Source organism: Sphingopyxis sp. SE2, from assembly GCF_032227185.1.
In the GTDB taxonomy this organism is placed as follows: Bacteria; Pseudomonadota; Alphaproteobacteria; order Sphingomonadales; family Sphingomonadaceae; genus Sphingopyxis.
On sequence record NZ_JAPMXW010000001.1, the window covers coordinates 336092 to 354407 of the forward strand.

Annotated in this window: 17 protein-coding genes; 12 read left to right on the top strand and 5 right to left on the bottom strand. The window is 67.8% G+C overall.

Annotated elements, in window-relative coordinates; translation table 11 throughout:
* Positions 1–5: 5 nt before the first annotated feature.
* Complete coding sequence (locus OVY29_RS01520) at positions 6–632, bottom strand: class I SAM-dependent methyltransferase (protein WP_313910686.1); 627 nt, start codon at positions 630–632, stop codon at positions 6–8.
* Between the two features lie 92 nt (positions 633–724).
* Between OVY29_RS01520 and trxB the strand changes: the two genes are divergently transcribed.
* Positions 725–1690 (top strand): thioredoxin-disulfide reductase, encoded by a 966-nt coding sequence (gene trxB / locus OVY29_RS01525; RefSeq protein ID WP_037555117.1) that lies wholly within the window; start codon positions 725–727, stop codon positions 1688–1690.
* Here the strand turns inward: trxB and OVY29_RS01530 are convergent.
* From OVY29_RS01530 to OVY29_RS01545, 4 genes are read right to left on the bottom strand one after another with little or no spacing between them, the layout of a single operon-like run.
* A complete protein-coding gene (locus OVY29_RS01530; protein ID WP_037555145.1) occupies positions 1687–2508 on the bottom strand; it encodes a hydrolase 1, exosortase A system-associated in 822 nt (273 codons plus the stop codon). The genes trxB and OVY29_RS01530 overlap by 4 nt on opposite strands.
* Entirely contained in the window at positions 2493–3161 is a 669-nt protein-coding gene (locus tag OVY29_RS01535; RefSeq protein ID WP_037555118.1) for a hypothetical protein, read from the bottom strand. The genes OVY29_RS01530 and OVY29_RS01535 overlap by 16 nt, the downstream gene beginning before the upstream one ends.
* Positions 3162–3177: 16 nt before the next feature.
* Positions 3178–3456 carry an acyl carrier protein gene (locus tag OVY29_RS01540; RefSeq protein WP_037555119.1) on the bottom strand — a complete coding sequence of 93 codons (279 nt, stop codon included), beginning with the start codon at positions 3454–3456 and terminating at the stop codon, positions 3178–3180.
* Positions 3453–4442 (bottom strand): GNAT family N-acetyltransferase, encoded by a 990-nt coding sequence (locus OVY29_RS01545; RefSeq protein ID WP_037555120.1) that lies wholly within the window; start codon positions 4440–4442, stop codon positions 3453–3455. Before OVY29_RS01545 ends, OVY29_RS01540 begins: the two co-directional genes overlap by 4 nt.
* Before the next feature lie 35 nt (positions 4443–4477).
* Here OVY29_RS01545 and OVY29_RS01550 point away from each other — a divergent pair, with 35 nt between their 5' ends.
* The 11 genes from OVY29_RS01550 to xrtA all read left to right on the top strand — a co-directional run bounded on the left by OVY29_RS01550 (position 4478) and on the right by xrtA (position 18307).
* Positions 4478–6010 (top strand): acyl-CoA ligase (AMP-forming), exosortase A system-associated, encoded by a 1533-nt coding sequence (locus OVY29_RS01550; protein ID WP_037555121.1) that lies wholly within the window; start codon positions 4478–4480, stop codon positions 6008–6010.
* Entirely contained in the window at positions 6007–7236 is a 1230-nt protein-coding gene (locus tag OVY29_RS01555) for a pyridoxal-dependent decarboxylase, exosortase A system-associated (protein WP_037555122.1), read from the top strand. The genes OVY29_RS01550 and OVY29_RS01555 overlap by 4 nt, the downstream gene beginning before the upstream one ends.
* A 172-nt stretch (positions 7237–7408) precedes the next feature.
* Positions 7409–8062: an XrtA/PEP-CTERM system exopolysaccharide export protein gene (locus tag OVY29_RS01560; protein WP_037555123.1), complete on the top strand. Its 654-nt coding sequence runs from the start codon at positions 7409–7411 to the stop codon at positions 8060–8062.
* A 48-nt stretch (positions 8063–8110) separates the two neighbouring features.
* Positions 8111–9628, top strand: a complete 1518-nt coding sequence (locus OVY29_RS01565; protein WP_313910687.1) for an XrtA system polysaccharide chain length determinant — start codon at positions 8111–8113, stop codon at positions 9626–9628.
* Between the two features lie 14 nt (positions 9629–9642).
* Positions 9643–10668 (top strand): P-loop NTPase, encoded by a 1026-nt coding sequence (locus tag OVY29_RS01570; protein WP_037555146.1) that lies wholly within the window; start codon positions 9643–9645, stop codon positions 10666–10668.
* Positions 10668–12377, top strand: a complete 1710-nt coding sequence (locus tag OVY29_RS01575; protein ID WP_313910688.1) for a hypothetical protein — start codon at positions 10668–10670, stop codon at positions 12375–12377. The genes OVY29_RS01570 and OVY29_RS01575 overlap by 1 nt, the downstream gene beginning before the upstream one ends.
* 23 nt (positions 12378–12400) lie before the next feature.
* The gene (locus OVY29_RS01580) at positions 12401–13657 is read left to right on the top strand and encodes an XrtA/PEP-CTERM system-associated ATPase (RefSeq protein WP_037555127.1); all 1257 of its coding nucleotides are present in this window, start codon (positions 12401–12403) and stop codon (positions 13655–13657) included.
* Positions 13658–13702: 45 nt separating this feature from the next.
* Positions 13703–14563: an XrtA system polysaccharide deacetylase gene (locus OVY29_RS01585; RefSeq protein ID WP_037555128.1), complete on the top strand. Its 861-nt coding sequence runs from the start codon at positions 13703–13705 to the stop codon at positions 14561–14563.
* Entirely contained in the window at positions 14545–15627 is a 1083-nt protein-coding gene (locus OVY29_RS01590; RefSeq protein WP_037555130.1) for a FemAB family XrtA/PEP-CTERM system-associated protein, read from the top strand. Before OVY29_RS01585 ends, OVY29_RS01590 begins: the two co-directional genes overlap by 19 nt.
* Entirely contained in the window at positions 15627–16832 is a 1206-nt protein-coding gene (locus OVY29_RS01595) for a TIGR03087 family PEP-CTERM/XrtA system glycosyltransferase (protein ID WP_313910689.1), read from the top strand. Before OVY29_RS01590 ends, OVY29_RS01595 begins: the two co-directional genes overlap by 1 nt.
* Complete coding sequence (xrtA, locus tag OVY29_RS01600; RefSeq protein WP_313910690.1) at positions 16829–18307, top strand: exosortase A; 1479 nt, start codon at positions 16829–16831, stop codon at positions 18305–18307. The genes OVY29_RS01595 and xrtA overlap by 4 nt, the downstream gene beginning before the upstream one ends.
* Positions 18308–18316: the final 9 nt, after the last annotated feature.

Genomic DNA, 18316 nt, shown 5'->3' on the forward strand with positions numbered 1-18316 from the left:
GCCCGTCAGCCCGCCGAGCGCGCGACGCCATATTCGACCCAGCCGAACGGCCGCGGCGTTTTCGGCATATAGGCGGCGCCCTGCCGGTCGACGGCAAATCCCGCCTTTTCATAAGCGTCGCCAATCGGACGCGTGAGGTGGCAATTGCCGCCGATGCGCTTCCAGATCGGTTCGATCCGCCGCTGCCATTTCGCGACCCCCGCGTCGGGTGCGGAGCCATGCTCGAGGAACAGTGCCGTCCCGCCGGGCTTCAGCACGCGGCGGATTTCGGCGAGCACCGCCGCCTGATCGGTTACCGAACAGAGGGTGAAGGTCGTGACCACGGTGTCGAACCGCGCGCTTTCGAACGGCATCGCCTCGCCGACGCCGCTCCGGATGTCGGCGTCGATCCCGCGTTCCGCAGCGGCCGCGTGGCTCATCGCGAGCAGCTCGGGCGAGGGGTCGAGGCCCGAAAAGCTCTCGATCTGCCCGGGCCGGTAGAATTCCATATTGATCCCGCCGCCGCAGCCGAGTTCGAGCACATGGCCGCGCGCGAGCGGCACGACCCTGCTCCGCACCTTCATGATCTGCCCCTGCGAACAGGCGCATTTGATCAGCCGCGGCACTCCATGACGTTCCCACCAGCTTGCCATTCGCCAGTCTCCCCTTGGCGCGGAAGGTGACCCTTGCTAGCGCAGTTGGCAACACCCATCTGTGCCTGCCGCACAGCCAATGAAAGATCGCCATGCCCGCCGTTCACCATACCAAGATGCTCATCCTCGGTTCCGGCCCCGCCGGCCTCTCGGCCGCCATCTATGCCGCGCGCGCGGGCATGATGCCGATCGTGGTGCAGGGGCTCCAGCCCGGCGGCCAGCTGACGATCACCACCGACGTCGAAAATTATCCGGGTTTCGCCGAGGTGATCCAGGGCCCGTGGCTGATGGAACAGATGACCGCGCAGGCGACGCACGTCGGCACCAGCATGATCTGGGACACCATCGTCGACGTCGACCTGTCGCGCCGCCCGTTCAAGCTGACCGGCGACGGCGGCGACCTCTACATGGCCGAAACGCTCGTCATCGCGACCGGCGCGCAGGCGAAATGGCTCGGCGTTCCAGGCGAGCAGGAGCTGGGCGGCAAGGGCGTATCGGCGTGCGCGACGTGCGACGGCTTCTTCTATCGCGGCAAAAAGGTCGTGGTGATCGGCGGCGGCAACACCGCGGTCGAGGAGGCGCTCTACCTGACTAACCATAGCGACGATGTGACGCTGATCCACCGCCGCGACAGCCTGCGCGCCGAAAAGATCCTGCAGGACCGGCTGCATGCCAACCCCAAGATCAAGGTGCTGTGGAACAAGAAGGTCGACCGCTTCGTCGCGGGCGAGGGCGTGTCGGGGCTCGTCGGCGTCGACCTGATCGACACCGTCACGGGTGAGGCGAGCCACGAGCCGACCGACGGCGGTTTCGTTGCGATCGGCCACAGCCCCGCGACCGAGCTGTTCAAGGGCAAGCTGCCGCTCGACGCCGACGGCTATCTCGAAGTGACCCCGGGCACCTCGCTCACCGCGATCCCCGGCGTCTTCGCCGCGGGCGACGTCACCGACAAAATCTATCGCCAGGCGGTGACTGCTGCGGGCATGGGCTGCATGGCCGCACTCGATGCGGAGCGGTTCCTCGCCGAAGCCGAATATCACGCGATGGCGGACGCCTAGACGACCAGAGCCGCCAAAACCCGCGCCGTCAGCCAATCGCCATCCTCGCCGGCAAAGCTGTGCGACGCGCTGTCGAGGCGCTCGACGCGGATTGTGCCCGGCTCTTTCCCGCTACAGGCCAGCGCCCGACCGCAGCTCTCCGCAAAGGCCTGCGCGGTGCGGTCGCCGGTCGCGAGCAGGATCGTCACCGGGCAGGAAAGTTCGGCGAACGCGCTTTCGAGGCGGTGGGCGAGGCTGTCCGCCATTGCCGGTCGCGGCGCTTGTTTGAGCGCCGAAAGGCCGCGGAACAATTTGCGGAGATCGATCTCGCCCTTCAGCAGGCGGAGCAGGCTACTGGGGTTCTTGAGACGCGACAGATAACGCGCGCGGATGGCGGACGCGGGCGGCAGCGCGGATTTGTCGCTGCCATCCTCATCCGGCCCTTCGTAAGTCCATGGATTGGCGAGGATCAGCGCGTCCAGCGCGAGCGGCTGGTGCAGCAGCAGCGCGCTCGCCGCGTCGCAATTGCCAAAGGCGACGACGCGCGTGACATGGGGCGCAGCCTGCCGGAAGGCGGCGATCGCGGCAGCGATGTCGGGGCCGCTTCCTTCGAAGCCGCGGTTTTCGCCTTCGCTGTCGCCGATCCCGCGCCGGTCGAAACGGAATACCGGATGCCCCGCCGCCGCCACGCGCTGCGCCAGCATCGCCATGCCTCGATGCGCGCCGCTGCGGATTTCATTGCCTCCGGACACGATCAGCAGCCCGGTGCCGCCGGGCGCATCGTCGAGCGAGGCGGCAAGCGCCGCGCCTTCGCAGTCGAAGCTCAACTGATGCCGCATGACGTGCTCCATGCCGCAATGTCGGCCGCGAGCGCCGCTGCCATCGCGGCATCCTCGCCGGGTTCGGCGCGCAGCCACAGCGGCGTGCCCGCGATGCCATCGGCGCCCAGCGCGATGCTGCGCAGCGGTTCGACGGACTGCGCTTCGGCGGCGCCCAGTTGGGCGACCATCGCGGGCGACAACGCATTGCCGGCGACAAGCAGCGGCGCGGTTTCCGCCGCGGCCTGCAGGCTTTCGAGCGACGAGTTGAGCCCCGCCTCGCGGTCGGCGGCGATGCGCGCGCGCATCAGCGTCCGGAGCAGCGAAGCGCCGCCGACGGGGGCAAGGCGCCACCATGCCGCGACGCCCGCGCGATGATCGATCAGCGCGCCGCCGCGAACCGACGCGGCGATAACCGGGCCGTCGATGGCGGCCGCAACCTCGGCGAGCGCGTCCTGCCAGCGCGTCAGGTCGGCCTCGACCAGCGGGACGAGGCTTTCATTCTGACCCGGCAGGTCGGGCAGGACCGCCGCGAAGCCATGGGCCGCCAGCGCGCTCATCGCGAGCACCAGCGTCCGGCGCGTGCGGTTCGCTTCCTCGAACAGCGGCGGAACGATCAGGACGGTGGCGCGCGGCGCGCCGACGGGGTCGATACGCAGCAGATGTTCGATCATGCGCGCATCGGCGAGTTCAGCCGTTCACCTTGCGCCACGAGAAGGCGAGAAGATTGCCATAGGTTTCAAAGATTTCGCCATCGACCTCATCATCGTCGATGACGATACCGAGCCGGTCCTCCATCTCGGTGAGCACCGTCGCCACCGCCATCGAATCGAATTCGGGAAGCTCGCCGAACAGTCCGCTGTCGTCGGTCAGCGCGGCCGCGCGCGCTTCGCCGAGCCCGAGCACATCGGCGAGCAGCGCGCGAAGGGTGGCGTCGACGCCGGTTGCGTCAGGGGCGGGTTCGGTCACTTCTCTTTCCTCAGCAGCGAGTGGGCAAAAGCCTTCAACGCCGGTCCCCATGCCGCGACACGCGACGGATTGAAAGCCTCGATACGCCACAGCCGCTCGTGCCGGTTCATCCAGTCGCGCTTATAGGCGTCGTTGCCGGTGCCGAAATCGACGCGATTCACCCCATCGACCTCGATGACATGACGGAACAGCGCCGCCGAGAGCAAAGTGCCGGGTGAGGCTTTCAGACTGTCCTCGACATGCGCGAGCTTGTGAATGAAGGCCGTACCGTCCTCGACCGTCCAGAACTGCGCGGCGACCGGGACTCCCTCGATCCGGGCGATTCCCATGCGAAAAGTCTCGCGCGCGCTTTCCATTTCCGCGAAGGCGCGGAGCAGCGCGGGGTCGCCTTCTTCGGGCTTCCAGCTCGCGGCGTAGATTTGTTCATAGGCCGCCCAGCTTCCGGGATCGAAAGTGGTGAGTAGCTCGACCGCGACGATCCCCTTTTTTGCCTTGCGCTGGACGGTGCTGCGCAGCGCCCCGGGGCGGCTTGCCCACCAGCTATCATGGTCCAGATCGGACAGATCGAGCCAGTGGCGGTCGCCGACGGGGTTGGCTTTCACCCACCAGCCGGCGTCGCGAAGCGCCGACGCGATGCCCGCCCGGTCTTCGTCGCGAACCGGATAAAGCGTCAACCGCGCCGCTTGGGAGCGCAGATCGCGAAACAGCGCGAGCAGCGCGGCGCGATGGTCGCTTCCGCCCAAAAAAAGCGGCCGGATCGCAAAGCTGTACCAGTTCGTCAGCCCCGCCAGATGCCCCGGCCTTTCGACACGCAGCGGCAGCGACGCCGCGGTGCCGTTCGCTGCGCCGCGTGCATCGATCCGGCCTTGCCCCGCAAAGCCATGCGCCGTCAGCAGGTCGAACCATTCTGCCCGATCGAAGGGCGAGACGAAGCCTGCGGCGCGCGCCGCAATATCATTAGCCTGATCTTCACCGTTCCCTTGCATCGTGCGGCCCTCTATCACCTCACTCCTAACAGCCGATGACCAAAGCCGAAAACCCGCCTTCGTTTCCGATCGACCATCTCGCCCTTCGCGGCGCGGCGGATGCGGCTGCGCTGCTGATCGGCGACAAGGTCACGACCTTCGCCGAACTCGACGCCGGGATCGGCCGCCTCGCCGCGTGGCTGCTCGAACAGGCGGTTGGACCCGGCGAACGCGTCGCGAGCTGGAGCGCGAAAACCAGAGCCGCCTGCCTGATGCCGCTCGCCGCGGCGCGCGCGGGGCTGATCCATGTGCCGGTCAACCCGCTGCTCAAGGGGCCGCAGGTCGCGCATATCCTCGCCGACAGCGGGGCGAAGCTGCTCGTCACCAATGGCTCGCGCGCCGATATGCTCGGCGATGGACGTCCCGAAGACTGCGCGCTCCAGGATTTGAAGATCGCCGAAGAGGTGATCGATTCGGGCGGGCAGGGGCTGCCGCCGTCGATCGCCGAGCCCGACGATCTTGCCGCCATCCTCTACACCAGCGGTTCGACCGGGCGGCCGAAGGGCGTGATGCTGAGCCACGCGAACCTGTGGCTCGGCGCCGAAAGTGTCGCCTCCTATCTCAAGCTGTTCCCCGACGACCGCGTGCTCGGCGTGCTGCCGCTCAGTTTCGACTATGGGCAGAATCAGTTGCTTTCGAGCTGGTACGCGGGCGCGGCGGTCGCGCCGCTCGACTATCTCACCGCGCGTGACGTCGTGAAGGCGGTCGCGCGGCACGCGATAACGACGCTCGCCGGGGTGCCGCCGCTCTGGGTGCAGCTCGTCGAGGCTGAATGGCCCGCCGAGACCGCCGGCGTACTCCAACGCCTGACCAACAGCGGGGGGGCGCTGACGCCGTCGCTGATCGACGCAATGCGCCGGACGTTCCCGGGCGCCGACATCTACCCGATGTACGGGCTGACCGAGGCGTTCCGCTCGACGTATCTGGATCCCACGCTCGTCGCCGATCATCCAACCTCGATGGGCCGCGCGATCCCGCACGCCGAAATCCTCGTCTGCCGTCCCGACGGCAGCGTCACCGCCGACGACGAGCCGGGCGAACTCGTCCATGCGGGACCTCTGGTCGCCAAAGGCTATTGGCGCGACGAAGAACGAACCGCGCAGCGCTTCAAGCCCGCGCCCGCCGCCTCGCGCTATGGCGGCACCGCGGTATGGTCGGGCGACACCGTTCGCCGCGATGCCGAAGGCCTGCTCACTTTCGTCGGCCGCGACGATGCGATGATCAAGACCGCGGGCAATCGCGTCAGCCCGACCGAGGTCGAGGATGTCGCGGTCGCGTCGGGGCTGATCTATGAAGCCGTCGCCTTCGGCGTGCCCGATGCGCGGCTCGGCGCCGCGATCGTCCTGATCGTGCGCGGCAGGGACGGCGCCGCCGACGACGAGAGTCTCGCGGCTTATCTTCGCCAGAACCTCCCCAATTTCATGCAGCCGCAGGCCATCGAATGGCGGAGTGAACTGCCGCGCAATCCGAACGGCAAGCTCGATCGCGTCGCGATCGCCGCGGGCTGGACGCGGGAGGAAGTGCAATGAAACCGCACGGCCCGATCCCGCCCGGCTTTCGTGCCGATCCCGATGGCATGCTGCTGATCGGCGGCGACCGCGCCGCCGCGCTCGCCGACGTCGCGGGCGACACGCCGCTCTTCGTATACGACAGCGCGATGCTCGCCGCGCGCGTCGCCGAATGGCGCGCCGCGATGCCTGCCGAGGTGCAGCTTCATTATGCGATGAAGGCGAACCCCTATGCGCCGCTGCTCGCCTTCATGGCGGGGCTCGTCGACGGCTTCGACGTGGCATCGGGCGGCGAACTCAAGGCCGCGCTGGCGAGCGGCATCGCGGCGGCGGACATCAGCTTCGCCGGTCCCGGCAAGCGCGACCGCGAGCTCGAAGCGGCGATCGGCGCCGGCGCGACGCTCAATCTCGAATCGGCGGGCGAGGCGGCACGCGCGCTGTCGATCGCCGATCATCTGGGCGTGACGCCAAGACTTGCGGTGCGCGTCAACCCCGACTTCGACCTCAAGGGGTCGGGGATGAAGATGGGGGGCGGCGCCAAGCCTTTCGGGGTCGATGCCGCCGAGGTTCCCGCGCTCGTCCGCCGCCTGATCGACGCCGGCGCCGACTGGCGCGGCTTTCATATCTTTGCGGGGTCGCAGGCGCTGGGCGCGGCTGCGATCGCCGAGACGCAGGCGCAGACCGTTGCGCTCGCCGCGCGGCTGGCGAGTGAAATCGGCGGGCCGCCGCCGCTCGTCAATATCGGCGGCGGCATGGGGGTGCCCTATTTCCCCGGCGACATGGCGGTCGATGCGATGGCGGTCGGGCAGGCGCTCGGCGAAACGCTGCGCGCGCGCGACCCGGTCCTCGCGGACAGCCGCTTCGCGATGGAACTCGGCCGCTGGCTCGTCGCCGAGGCGGGGGTCTATCTGACGCGCATCGTCGATCGGAAGGTCAGCCACGGCGAGACCTTTCTCGTCACCGACGGCGGCCTCCACCACCAGCTCGCCGCGAGCGGCAATTTCGGCACGGTGATCCGGCGCAACTATCCGATCGCTCTCGCCAACGCCTTCGGGCGCGAGCCTGTCGAGACGGTATCGGTCGTCGGCTGCCTTTGCACCCCGCTCGACCGGCTCGGCGATCAGGTCGCGCTCCCGCGCGCCGAGGTCGGCGACCTGATCGCGATCTTCCAGGCGGGCGCTTATGGCGCGAGCGCGAGCCCGGCGGCGTTTCTGGGGCAAGGGCCGGCGCGCGAAATGCTCGTCTGACGCCGCACGACCTGTTCCCAATCGGGACAGTTTGATGCGGCCGCGGTCCAGACTTATGTCAATACTAACATTATGTTCACCCTTTCCGAGCAAGGACGGACGCTGACGCAATGGCTGTCGCCGCTTAAGTTCTGACCGCGGCTCCCCCCGGCGGCTCGAAAGGTTGATGATTATGGCTTCGTTTCCCTCGCTCCGTATCGCGCGCGCCGCGCTCGTCTCGGGCATTGCCGCGACCGCGCTCACCGGCTGTATGGGGGCGGGAAACGCGCCGCAGCTTCCCAGCGCGAATTTCGTCGCGAACCAGGAAGGGCCGGGCGAGGAATATATCATCGGCCCGCTGGACGAGCTCCAGATCTTCGTGTGGCGCAACCCCGAACTCGGCGGCAAGGTGCAGGTGCGCCCCGACGGGCGCATCACCACGCCGCTGATCACCGACATGCCCGCGGTGGGGAAAACCCCCACGATGCTGCAGCAGGATATCAAGCTCCAGCTCAGCCAATATATCAACGACCCGATCGTCAGCGTGATCGTCACCAGCTTCAACAGCACCTTCTCGCAGCAGGTGCGGATCGTCGGCGCGACCGAGAAGCCCGCCTCGATTCCGTTCCGCGCCAACATGACCGTGCTCGACGCGATGATTGCAGTCGGCGGCCTGGGCGAATATGCCGCTGGGAACAAGGCGCGACTCGTCCGTTTCGACAAGGGCAGTGGGAAGCAGCAGGAATTTGCCCTGCGGCTTAATGACCTGATCAAGCGCGGCGATATCAAGGCGAACGTGCGGCTTCAGCCGGGCGATGTGATCATCATCCCCGAAAGCATGTTCTGATATCGACCGGCGGCCACTCACCCATCTCCCAAGGATAGATTTCGAGCGATGAACAGCCTCTACGACGAATTCCGGGTGGCAGTGCACAGCGTCTGGACGCGCCGCTGGCTCGTGCTCGCGGTCGCGTGGGGTATTTGCATCCTCGGCTGGCTCGCGATCGCGTCGATCCCGAACCGCTATGACAGCCGCGCGCGTTTGCTCGTCGAGATCAACCAGATTCTGCCCGACGAGGCGCAGGGCGGCCGGGGGCCGCGCATCGACCAGATCCGCGAGACGCTGACCAGTGCGCGCAATATGGAAAAGGTCGCGGCGACGACGGGCCTGCTTCCGGCGGGCGCGAACGACCGCGAAAAGGCCGGCACGGTCGCGATGCTGCAAAAGAGTATCAAGGTCGTTCCGCAGCAGGACAATATCTTCGAAATCACTTCGAGCATCGCGGTGGGCAGCCTTTCCGACGCCGACAATGCAAAGCTCGCGTCGGGGGTGCTCGACAGCCTGATCACCGTGGTTCGCGACGATCAGCTGCGCGGCGGCCGGATGAACGCGCGCGAGAGCCTGAAATTCCTCGATTCGCAGATTGCCGACCGCGAAAAGGCGCTGCGCGAGGTCGAGGCGCGCCGGGCGGCGTTCGAGGCGCAGAATATCGGGCTGATCCCGGCTGGTGCGGGCTCGCCCGCGCAGCGCGTCGAGGCGGCGCGCGCCGAACTCAGCCAGATCGATTCGCAGCTCGTCTCGGCGCAGGCGCAGCTCGCGGCGGCGAACGGACAGCTCGCCTCGACCCCGCAGTCGATCCCCGGCGGCGGCGGCGGCGTCGCGCGCCAGCAGCTCGCCGGTGCGCAGAACGAGCTGTCGGCGATGCGCGCACGCGGCCTGACCGATGCGCACCCCGACATGATCGCGATCAAAAGCCAGATCGCCTCGCTGAAGGCCATCGCCGACCGCGAAGGCACGGGCGGCGGTGGCGGCATCCAGAACCCCGCCTATGCCTCGCTCGCCGCGATGCGCGCCGAGCGTCAGGCGACGGTGAGCGCGCTGTCGGCGCGCAAGAGTCAGCTGATGGGCGACATATCGAAGATCACGGCGCAGCAGATCCAGAACCCCGGCATCGCCGCCGAATATGACCGGATCAACGGCGAATATACGGCGTTCAAGGCGCAATATGACAAGCTGCTCGCGCAGCGCGAGCAGGTGCGCCTGCGCGGCGAGGTGCAGACCGAAACCGACGCGGTGAAGATCGAGCTGCTCGACCCGCCGTCGAAACCGACAAGCCCCGCAGCACCCAACCGGCCGCTGTTCCTGACGCTCGTGCTGCTTGCCGGGATCGGCGGCGGCATCGGTGCCGCCTTCGGATTGGCCCAGGTGCGCACGAGCTATGCAACCGCGGCGAAGCTCGAACGCGCGAGCGGGCTGCCGGTGATCGGCTCGATTACCGAGGTGGTGACGCCCGAACGCCATGTCGAGCGGCGCAAGAAGCTGGTCTGGCTGGCCAGCGGCGGCGGTGCGCTCGTCGGGCTTTATGCGTTGCTGCTCGTCGCCGAATTCATCCAGCGCGGCATGGTTGCGTGACGGGGGACGATGACATGAACGATCAACGCAAAGTCAAACGTCCGCCCTCGCTCCTCGAACGCGCCGCCGATATGTTCGGGCTCGATCCCGTCGCCAACGCGCCGACGATCGACGTGTCGAACCTGCCGCCCGAGCCGGAGAAAAAAGCGAAGAAGGTCGAGCCGGCCGAACCCGCGGCCGAGGCGCCGCAGCCCGAAATTCTCGAGCCGGTCGTCGAAGCCGCGCCCGCCGTCGAACCCGCGCCGGCGCCGAAGCCGTCGCCGCGCAAGGATGTCGCGAAGGCCGCGGCCGCGATCGTTCCGGCGCGCCAGGGGACGATCGACCGCGAGCGGCTCGCATCGCGCGGCATGATCGTACCCGGCACGCCGGTCACCGGCATCGCCGAAGAATATCGCATCGTGAAGCGCGAGCTGATCCGCAATTTCGGCGGCGCGGGCAACCGCCCGATCCTGCCGCGCGGGCACCGCGTGCTCATCGCCTCGGCGAACCCGGGTGAGGGCAAGACCTTCTCGGCGGTCAATTTGGCGCTCAGCCTCGCGGTCGAGGCCGATCACGACGTGCTGCTGATCGACGCGGATATCGCGAAGCCGAGCGTGCTCGATGCGCTCGGACTGGAAGACGGTCCAGGCCTGATGGACGCGCTCGCCGACCCGCATCTGCCGCTCGGCGATTGCCTGATCCAGACCGACATCGCGGGGCTGAAGGTCATGCCCGCCGGCACCCAGCATATGCACGACACCGAGCTGCTCGCTTCGGCACGTACCGAGACCTTGCTGGCCCAGCTCGAAGCCGGCGCGCCGGGCCGCATCCTGATCCTCGATTCGCCGCCGGTGCTCGCCGCCTCGCCCGCCGCCGTGCTCGCCGGCCATGTCGGTCAGACGATCATGGTCGTGCGCGCCGACGAGACGCTTGAATCGGCGCTGCGCGACGCCATCGGATTGATGGGCGCGTGCCCGCATATCCAGCTGCTCCTCAACGGGGTGAAATATTCGCCGGGCGGCCGCCGCTTCGGCACCTATTACGGACAGGGAGGCGCGTGATGCGCTCCGCCACCACCGCGCGTCATGTTGCGACGCTGGCGGCGCTTCTGTTCGCCGGAACCGCAACGGGCGCGCACGCGCAATTTTCGGGCGATCCCGGTGCGAGCGCCGGTGAAGCGCCAACAGGCGTGCCCACGGCCGAGCCGGGCCGCGCGGAGAGCCGGGCCGAAGGCCGCCGAGCCCAGCGCCAGGTCGACGTCAGCCCCTATCTCGAGGTCGGGCAGGTGCTGACCGCCGATCTCAAGAACGGCGGCGACGTGCTCACCTACACAACTGTCGCGGCCGGCATCGACGCCGCGATCGTGACGCGCCGCGCCGAACTCGCCGCGACCTTGCGTTACGAGCATCAATTCGGCTGGGGCGATCAGGGCGATACCGACGTCGTCAGCGGCCTTGCGCGCGGGCGGCTCGAAGTCGCGCGCGGCCTCAATCTCGAAGGCGGCGCGCTCGCGACGCGCACGCGCGCCGACGGGCAGGGCGCCGACAGCGGCCTGTTCATCGGCGACGCCAGCAATGTCGCCAACCTCTATTCGGTCTACGCCGGGCCGACGCTCGCGCGGCGGATCGGCGGGCTCGACTTCGGCGCCGGCTATCGCTTCGGCTATACCAAGGTCGATATCGACCAGCCCGCGATCCTGTCGCCCGATGTGCAGCCGCAGGATATTTTCGACAGCTCGACCAACCATGTCGCCTGGGCCAGCCTCGGTGCGCGCCCCGGCGACCTGCCGTTCGGCTGGCAGGTTTCGGGCGGTTACGAGCGCGAGGATGCGAGCCAGCTCGACCAGCGTTACGAGGGCAAATATGCCCGCGCCGACGTCACGGTGCCGATCGGCCCGACCGTCGCGCTGCTCGGCGGCGTCGGTTACGAGGATATCGAGATCGGCCAGCGCGATCCTGTGCTGGACGCCGATGGCGTTCCGGTGCGCGACGCGAACGGCCGCTTTGTCACCGACAAATCGAGCCCGCGCCGCCTGTCGTTCGACACCGACGGGCTGATCTGGGATGCCGGGGTGATGTGGCGGCCGAGCCGCCGGACGTCCCTGACGGCAAGGGTCGGGCGCCGCTATGGCGATACCATCTATACCGGCAGCTTCGCCTATCGCGCCGACCATGCGACGTCGATCCAGGTCGGCGTCTATGACGGACTGTCGAGCCTCGGCCGCGGCCTGTCGGGCGGACTGGCCGCGCTGCCGACGCAGTTCGATCCGACGCGCAACCCGGTCGGCGGCAATATCAACCCGTGCGTGTTCGGCCAGCAGGGCGGTGGTTGCCTCAACAACCAGCTCGGCAATGCGACCTCGGCGCAATATCGCAGCCGCGGCGTGCAGGCGACGCTGTCGTCGCGTTTCGGCGGCTGGGCCTATGGCGTTGGCCTCGGTTATGACCAGCGCAAGCTGCTCGCGCCGCAGCTGTCGCCGATCGGCGGGCTTAACGGAATCAAGGATGAGAGCTATTATCTCTTCGTTTCGGCGGGCCGTCAGCTCGACGTCGATTCGGACCTCAGCCTGTCGGGCTACGTCAATTATTTCGACAATGGCGCCCCGGGGGCAAGCGACGTCCAGTCGGCCGGATTGTCGGCTGCCTATTCGCGGCGCTTCTGGCGCGGCCTGACCGGGACCGCGGCGGCCAGCCTCAACGCCTTCGATCAGGAAGGCTTCAACAGCCAGCTTATCGGCTCAGCTTTGGTGGGACTGCGTTACAACTTCTGACCAGTCGAACGGGAATTCAAGCGATGTACGATCAATATTATGGTTTCACCGGCCGTCCGTTCCAGCTGACGCCTGACCCGAATTTCTATTTCGAAAGCGGCACGCACCGCAAGGCGATGTCCTACCTCGGTTATGGCCTCGCGCAGGGCGAAGGCTTCATCGTCATCACCGGCGACGTCGGCGCGGGCAAGACGACGCTCGTCGGCCATCTGATGAACACGATCGACCCCAATCGCCTGACCGCGGTCAAGCTGGTGTCGACACAGGTCGAGGGCGACGATCTGCTCCGCCTCGTCGCCGAACAGTTCGGGATCGAATGGGAAGGGCAGAGCAAGGCCGAACTGCTGCGTTCGATGGAACAATATCTGCGCGAACAGGCGCGCGCGGGTAAACGCACGCTGCTGATCGTCGACGAGGGACAGAACCTTGCCATCTCGGCGCTCGAAGAGCTGCGGATGCTCTCGAACTTTCAGCTCGGCGGCCATTCGCTGCTCCAGATCTTCCTGCTCGGCCAGCCTGAATTTCGCCAGACGCTCTTTCACTCGCCGACGCTCGAACAGCTGCGCCAGCGCGTGATCGCGACGCACCACCTCGACCCGATGGAGCCCGAAGAGGTCGAACCCTATATCCTGCACCGTCTCGGCAAGGTCGGCTGGACGGGGAACCCCAGCTTCAGCCCCGACGCGTTCGAGGAAATTTTCGATTACAGCGAAGGCGTGCCGCGCAAGCTCAATGTCCTCGTCAGCCGGCTTTTGCTCTATGGCGCGGTCGAACAGATGAATCGCATCACCGCGCAGAATGTGCGCTCGGTCGTCGCCGAGATCGAGGCCGATCGCGGCATCGACGCCTCGACGCTCGCCCCGCTGCCGGTCGAAGAGGTCGTCGCGGCCGCCGCGACGGCGGTCGCACCGACCCCCGCGCCCTTCGCCGCCCCGGCGGCCACGAACGAAACGCCCGAATGGCCGCAGCGTGCGGCAGCACCTGCCACGGAGGGGCCGGCGCCTTTCGCCGTGCCCGCCGAACCGGCGCAGGTCATCACGCTGACCCCGCCTGCCGCCGACGCGGTCGCGCCCGACGCGACCGAAATCACCCCGCCGGCCGCGCCGGCGATCGACCCCGAACATCTCGCGGCGCTCGAGGCGCAGGTCGCCTCGCTCGAGGCGCGGCTGGTCGAACAGGATGAAGCGCTTCGCCGCGTTCTCGACCTGCTCATCGAATGGGTCGAGCGCGATCCCGACAACGCGCCCAACCCGGCGACGTCGCGGACCTGGGCCGCCTGACACGCCGGCCGAAATCGGCTATCCCGCTGATGAAGGTGAGGGAAAATGCAGAACGGCCTGTCGGTCGATGTCGAGGACTGGTTCCAGGTCGGCGCCTTTGAGCGCACGATCGACCGCGCCGACTGGCCGACGCTCGAATGCCGCGTCGAGGCGAATTGCGACGCGGTGCTGCGGATTTTCGCCGACGCCGGCGCGACGGGGACCTTCTTCACCTTGGGGTGGGTTGCCGAACGCTATCCCGCGCTGATCAAGCGCATCGTCGCGGCGGGGCACGAGCTTGCCAGCCACGGTTATGATCACAAACGCGTGTTCAATATGACGGCGGACGAATTCGCCGCGGACCTCAAGAAGACGCGGGCCATCCTCGAAGACCTCGGCGGAGCGCAGGTGCGCGGCTATCGTGCGCCGAGCTTCTCGGTCGATACGCGCACGCCTTGGGCGCACGCGGTGCTCGCCGAACAAGGCTATGCCTATTCGTCGAGCGTCGCGCCCGTGGTCCACGATCATTATGGCTGGCCGCAAAGTCCGCGCCATGCGTGGCGCCCGCTTGCCGACAGCGACCTCGTCGAATGGCCGGTGACGACCGCACGTTTTGCCGGGCGGACATTGGCGGCGGGCGGCGGCGGCTTCATGCGAATGCTGCCCTATGGCTTCACGCGCTGGGCGATCGCGCGGATGAATGAAGAGGGGCATCCGGCGATCCTCTATTTCCACCCGTGGGAAATCGACCCCGGCCAGCCACGCGTCGCCGATGCGCCGATCAAATCGAAAATCCGCCATTACAGCGGCTTGTCGGCAATGGCTGGCAAGCTGAAGAAATTGCTTGCCGATTTCGAATGGACGCGCGCCGACGCCCTGCTCCCCGCGCAGCAACAACGCGCACAGCGATGGCGCGCCGCGGCGTGAACGCGCCGGGGCTTGCCGCGAAGAACGCCTTTTCGGGCGCGCCGCTCTCCGATGCGGGCGAATGGGACGCCTATGTCGCCGCGCATCTGGAAGCGACCCCCTTCCACAGCCGCGCCTGGTGCGAGGCGATCACCAGCGCGACCGGGCATCGCTGTCACCTCGTCACCGCGCGCGACGCGGCGGGCGCGCTCACCGGTATCCTGCCGCTCCACCATATCCGCTCGCCGCTCTTCGGGCAGGCGCTCGTCGGCAGCGGCTTCGCGGTCGGCGGCGGCATATTGGCCGACGATCCCGCCGTCGCGACGACGCTGGCGCAAGGCGCGGCCTCCATGGCGAAATCGCTCGGCGTGCCGTCGGTCGAACTGCGCGGCGGCGCGCAGCCCGAAGGCGAGGGCTGGGCCCGAGAGGAGGGCGTCTACGCCGGCTTCGCGCGCGACCTCGCGGCGGACGATGATGCCGAACTCCTCGCCATCCCGCGCAAGCAGCGCGCCGAAGTGCGCAAGGTTCTGGAAAGCGCGCTGACCGTCACCACCGGCCGCGATGCCGCCGAACGCCGCGACCACTACCGCATCTATGCGACCAGCGTTCGCAACTTGGGAACGCCCGTCTTTCCGAAAGCCTTGTTCGACGCGGTCCTCGATGCCTTTGGCGACACGGCGGATATCCTGACGGTGCGCGAAGGCGGTCGCCCCGTCGCCAGCGTGCTCAGCCTATACTGGCGCGGAACCGTCATGCCCTATTGGGGCGGCGGCACCGCCGACGCCCGCCGTCTGCGCGCCAACGAACTCATGTATTTCGCGCTGATGCGCCACGCGCGCGAACGGGGCTGCACGCGCTTCGATTTCGGCCGCTCGAAGCTCGGCACCGGCCCGTTCGCCTATAAGAAGAATTGGGGTTTCGAACCGCAGCCGCTCATCTACACGCGCTGGCTCGCGCCCGGGGAAACGCCGCGCGATACCAATCCGAACAGCGCCCGATACCGGCTGCAGGTCGACCTCTGGAAGAAGCTGCCGCTTTGGGCGGCGAACCGGATCGGGCCGCTGATCGCGCGCGGGCTTGGCTAGTGGCCGAAATCCTGTTCCTCGTTCACCGCGCGCCATGGCCCCCCGACCGCGGCGACCGGATCCGCAGCTGGCATATGTTCGAGGCGCTGGCGAAGCTCGCGCCGGTGCATGTCGCGGCGCTCGCCGACAATCAGGCCGACGCCGCGCTCGCTCGCGAAAAAATGACGCCGCTTTGCAAAAGCTTGGCGATCGAAGTGCGCAAGGCATCGCGCCCGCTTGCGCTCGCGCAAGCGGTCCTGACCGGCGATCCGATGTCGAACCGCCTGTTCCGCAGCGCCGCGCTCGCCCGCCATGTCGACGCGCTGATCGGACAGGGCGGCATCAGCCATATCGTCGCCTTCTCGGGCCAGATGGCGCAATATCTCCCGGCCTGTTTCGACGGGCCGGTGCTGATGGATTTCGTCGACGTCGATTCGGCCAAATTCGCCACCTATGCGGAACAGGACAAGCGCCAGCCGCTGCATTGGGTGCACAAGCGCGAGGCGCGCGTTCTTGCCGCCTATGAAGCGGACGTCGCGCGCCGCGCCGATGCGAGCCTCTTCGTCAGCGACGCGGAGGCGGCGCTGTTCCGCAGCCAAAGCGGTCTCGGCGCCGACAAGGTGCGCGCGGTTGGGAACGGCATCGACACCGATCGCTTCGATCCGGCTATCCCGTTGGAACGGGTCGAGACGGGGGAGGGACCGCTCGCGGTCTTCACCGGCCAGATGGATTACCGGCCCAATATCGACGCGGTCCGCTGGTTCGCGAACGACATTCTGCCGCTGGTCCGCAAGCGCCAGCTGCGAGCACGCTTCGCGATCGTCGGCCGCGCGCCGACCGAGGAGGTGCGTGCGCTGGAAGCTCTGCCCGGCGTGACCGCGACCGGCGAAGTAGCCGACGTGCGCCCGTGGCTTGCCGCCGCCGACGCGGTGGTCGCGCCCCTGCTGCTCGCGCGGGGGGTGCAGAACAAGCTGCTCGAAGCGATGGCGATGGCGCGCCCCGTGGTCGCGAGCGCCGCCGCCGCGACGGGGATCGACGCGGTGCCCGGCGAGCATCTGTTCGTCGCCGACGGGGCGGAAGCGATCGCCGACGCCGTTTGCACGCTCTTCGACGACCGCAACGTCGCCGCAAAGATGGGGCAGGCGGCGCGCGCGCAAATGATCGCGCGTTACGGCTGGGACGCGCGCATGGCGCCGCTTGGCGAGCTTCTGGGATTGCCCGCATGACGCTCTGGCAGCGCCATCTCGCCGCGCTCGGCCTGCTCGCAGCAGTCATCCTCGCGCTTTTCTGGCGCGATGCCGCCGACATGGCGGGCATCTGGTGGAATAGTTCGACCTTCACCCATTGCCTGCTGATGGTGCCGATGATCGGCTGGCTGGTGTCGCAGCGCGCATCGTTGCTCCGCCCGTTGACACCCGCCTTCTGGTGGCCCGCGCTCATCTGGATGGCGGGGGCGGGGCTGGTGTGGCTGGTCGGCGAGGCGGCGGGGGTCGGGCTGTTCCGGCAGCTCGGGCTCGTGCTGATGCTGCAGGGGGCGGTCGGCACGGCACTCGGCGAAAAACTCGTTCGCGGACTGCTGTTCCCGCTCGGCTATGCGCTGCTGCTTGTGCCGTTCGGCGAGGAACTGGTGCCGCTGCTCCAGACCTTCACCGCGCACATCAGCGTCGTCCTGCTCCATCTCTCGGGCATCGCCGCCGAGATGCAGGGCGTGTTCATCACGACGAAGGCCGGCTTCTTCGAGGTTGCCGAGGAATGTTCGGGGGTCAATTTTCTGATCGCGATGCTCGCCTATTCGGTGTTCGCGGCGCATCTCTGTTTCAAAAGCTGGACGCGGCGGATCGTCTTCGTCGTCGCGGCGCTCGCGACGACGATCCTCGCCAACGCGCTGCGCGCCTATGGTACGATGGTCGCCGCCGAAATCTGGGGGATCGAGGCGGCGGGCGGTATTGACCATGTCTTTTACGGCTGGATTTTCTTCGGGCTCGTCATCCTGCTCGTGATGCTCGTCGCGCTGCGCTGGTTCGACCGGCCGGCGAACGACCCCGCGGTCGATGTGCGCGCTCTGGGCGGCGTGCCGCGCTTTGCAGGGCCGGCAAAATCGGTGCTGCCTGCCGCGCTCGCACTTCCGATGGTCTTTGCCGGATGGGGGATGCTGATCGGCGGTCGCAGCGCGCCGCTGCCCGCGACAATGGCAATCATCGCGCCGCCGGGCTGGAGCGAGGTCATCCTCGAACGCCCGATATGGTCGCCGCGCTTCGATGGCTCCGACCAGATCCGGATCGTGCATTTCGTCGATGGCGCTGGGCGGTATGTGACGGTCGCGATCGGCGGCTATGAGCGCCAGGCCGAGGGACGCGAGGTCGTCGCGTTCGGGCAGGGCGCCGTCGATCCCCAAAGCAAATGGGCATGGAGCGCCGCGCTTCCCCCCGTCGAAGGTGCGAAGACCGAGCGCCTGCTCCACCCCGGCCCGGTGCTGCGCGATGCTGCAACCTGGTACGTTGTCGACGGCCGTGTGACGGGCGATCCGCGCCGCGCCAAGCTCGCGGGGCTTCGCGCGCGGCTGCTCGGCGGCGACCCGCGCGCACTCTCCTTGATCATATCGAGCGAGGAGCGGCAGGGGGGGCTTGATGCGATCACCGATTTCCTTTCCGCGTCGGGTGGTGTCAAAGCAATGGCTGACCGCGCGCTGAAACTGCGATAGGAGCGCACC

Excerpts from the sequence above, each read along its gene's own strand:
- trxB (WP_037555117.1), top strand. The coding sequence starts at position 725 with ATGCCCGCCGTTCACCATACCAAGATGCTCATCCTCGGTTCCGGCCCC.
- OVY29_RS01565 (WP_313910687.1), top strand. The coding sequence starts at position 8,111 with ATGAACAGCCTCTACGACGAATTCCGGGTGGCAGTGCACAGCGTCTGG.
- OVY29_RS01575 (WP_313910688.1), top strand. The coding sequence starts at position 10,668 with ATGCGCTCCGCCACCACCGCGCGTCATGTTGCGACGCTGGCGGCGCTT.
- OVY29_RS01590 (WP_037555130.1), top strand. The coding sequence starts at position 14,545 with ATGGCGCGCCGCGGCGTGAACGCGCCGGGGCTTGCCGCGAAGAACGCC.
- OVY29_RS01560 (WP_037555123.1), top strand. The coding sequence starts at position 7,409 with ATGGCTTCGTTTCCCTCGCTCCGTATCGCGCGCGCCGCGCTCGTCTCG.
- OVY29_RS01520 (WP_313910686.1), bottom strand. The coding sequence starts at position 632 with ATGGCAAGCTGGTGGGAACGTCATGGAGTGCCGCGGCTGATCAAATGC.
- OVY29_RS01530 (WP_037555145.1), bottom strand. The coding sequence starts at position 2,508 with ATGCGGCATCAGTTGAGCTTCGACTGCGAAGGCGCGGCGCTTGCCGCC.
- OVY29_RS01555 (WP_037555122.1), top strand. The coding sequence starts at position 6,007 with ATGAAACCGCACGGCCCGATCCCGCCCGGCTTTCGTGCCGATCCCGAT.
- OVY29_RS01535 (WP_037555118.1), bottom strand. The coding sequence starts at position 3,161 with ATGATCGAACATCTGCTGCGTATCGACCCCGTCGGCGCGCCGCGCGCC.
- xrtA (WP_313910690.1), top strand. The coding sequence starts at position 16,829 with ATGACGCTCTGGCAGCGCCATCTCGCCGCGCTCGGCCTGCTCGCAGCA.
- OVY29_RS01550 (WP_037555121.1), top strand. The coding sequence starts at position 4,478 with ATGACCAAAGCCGAAAACCCGCCTTCGTTTCCGATCGACCATCTCGCC.
- OVY29_RS01545 (WP_037555120.1), bottom strand. The coding sequence starts at position 4,442 with ATGCAAGGGAACGGTGAAGATCAGGCTAATGATATTGCGGCGCGCGCC.
- OVY29_RS01580 (WP_037555127.1), top strand. The coding sequence starts at position 12,401 with ATGTACGATCAATATTATGGTTTCACCGGCCGTCCGTTCCAGCTGACG.
- OVY29_RS01585 (WP_037555128.1), top strand. The coding sequence starts at position 13,703 with ATGCAGAACGGCCTGTCGGTCGATGTCGAGGACTGGTTCCAGGTCGGC.
- OVY29_RS01570 (WP_037555146.1), top strand. The coding sequence starts at position 9,643 with ATGAACGATCAACGCAAAGTCAAACGTCCGCCCTCGCTCCTCGAACGC.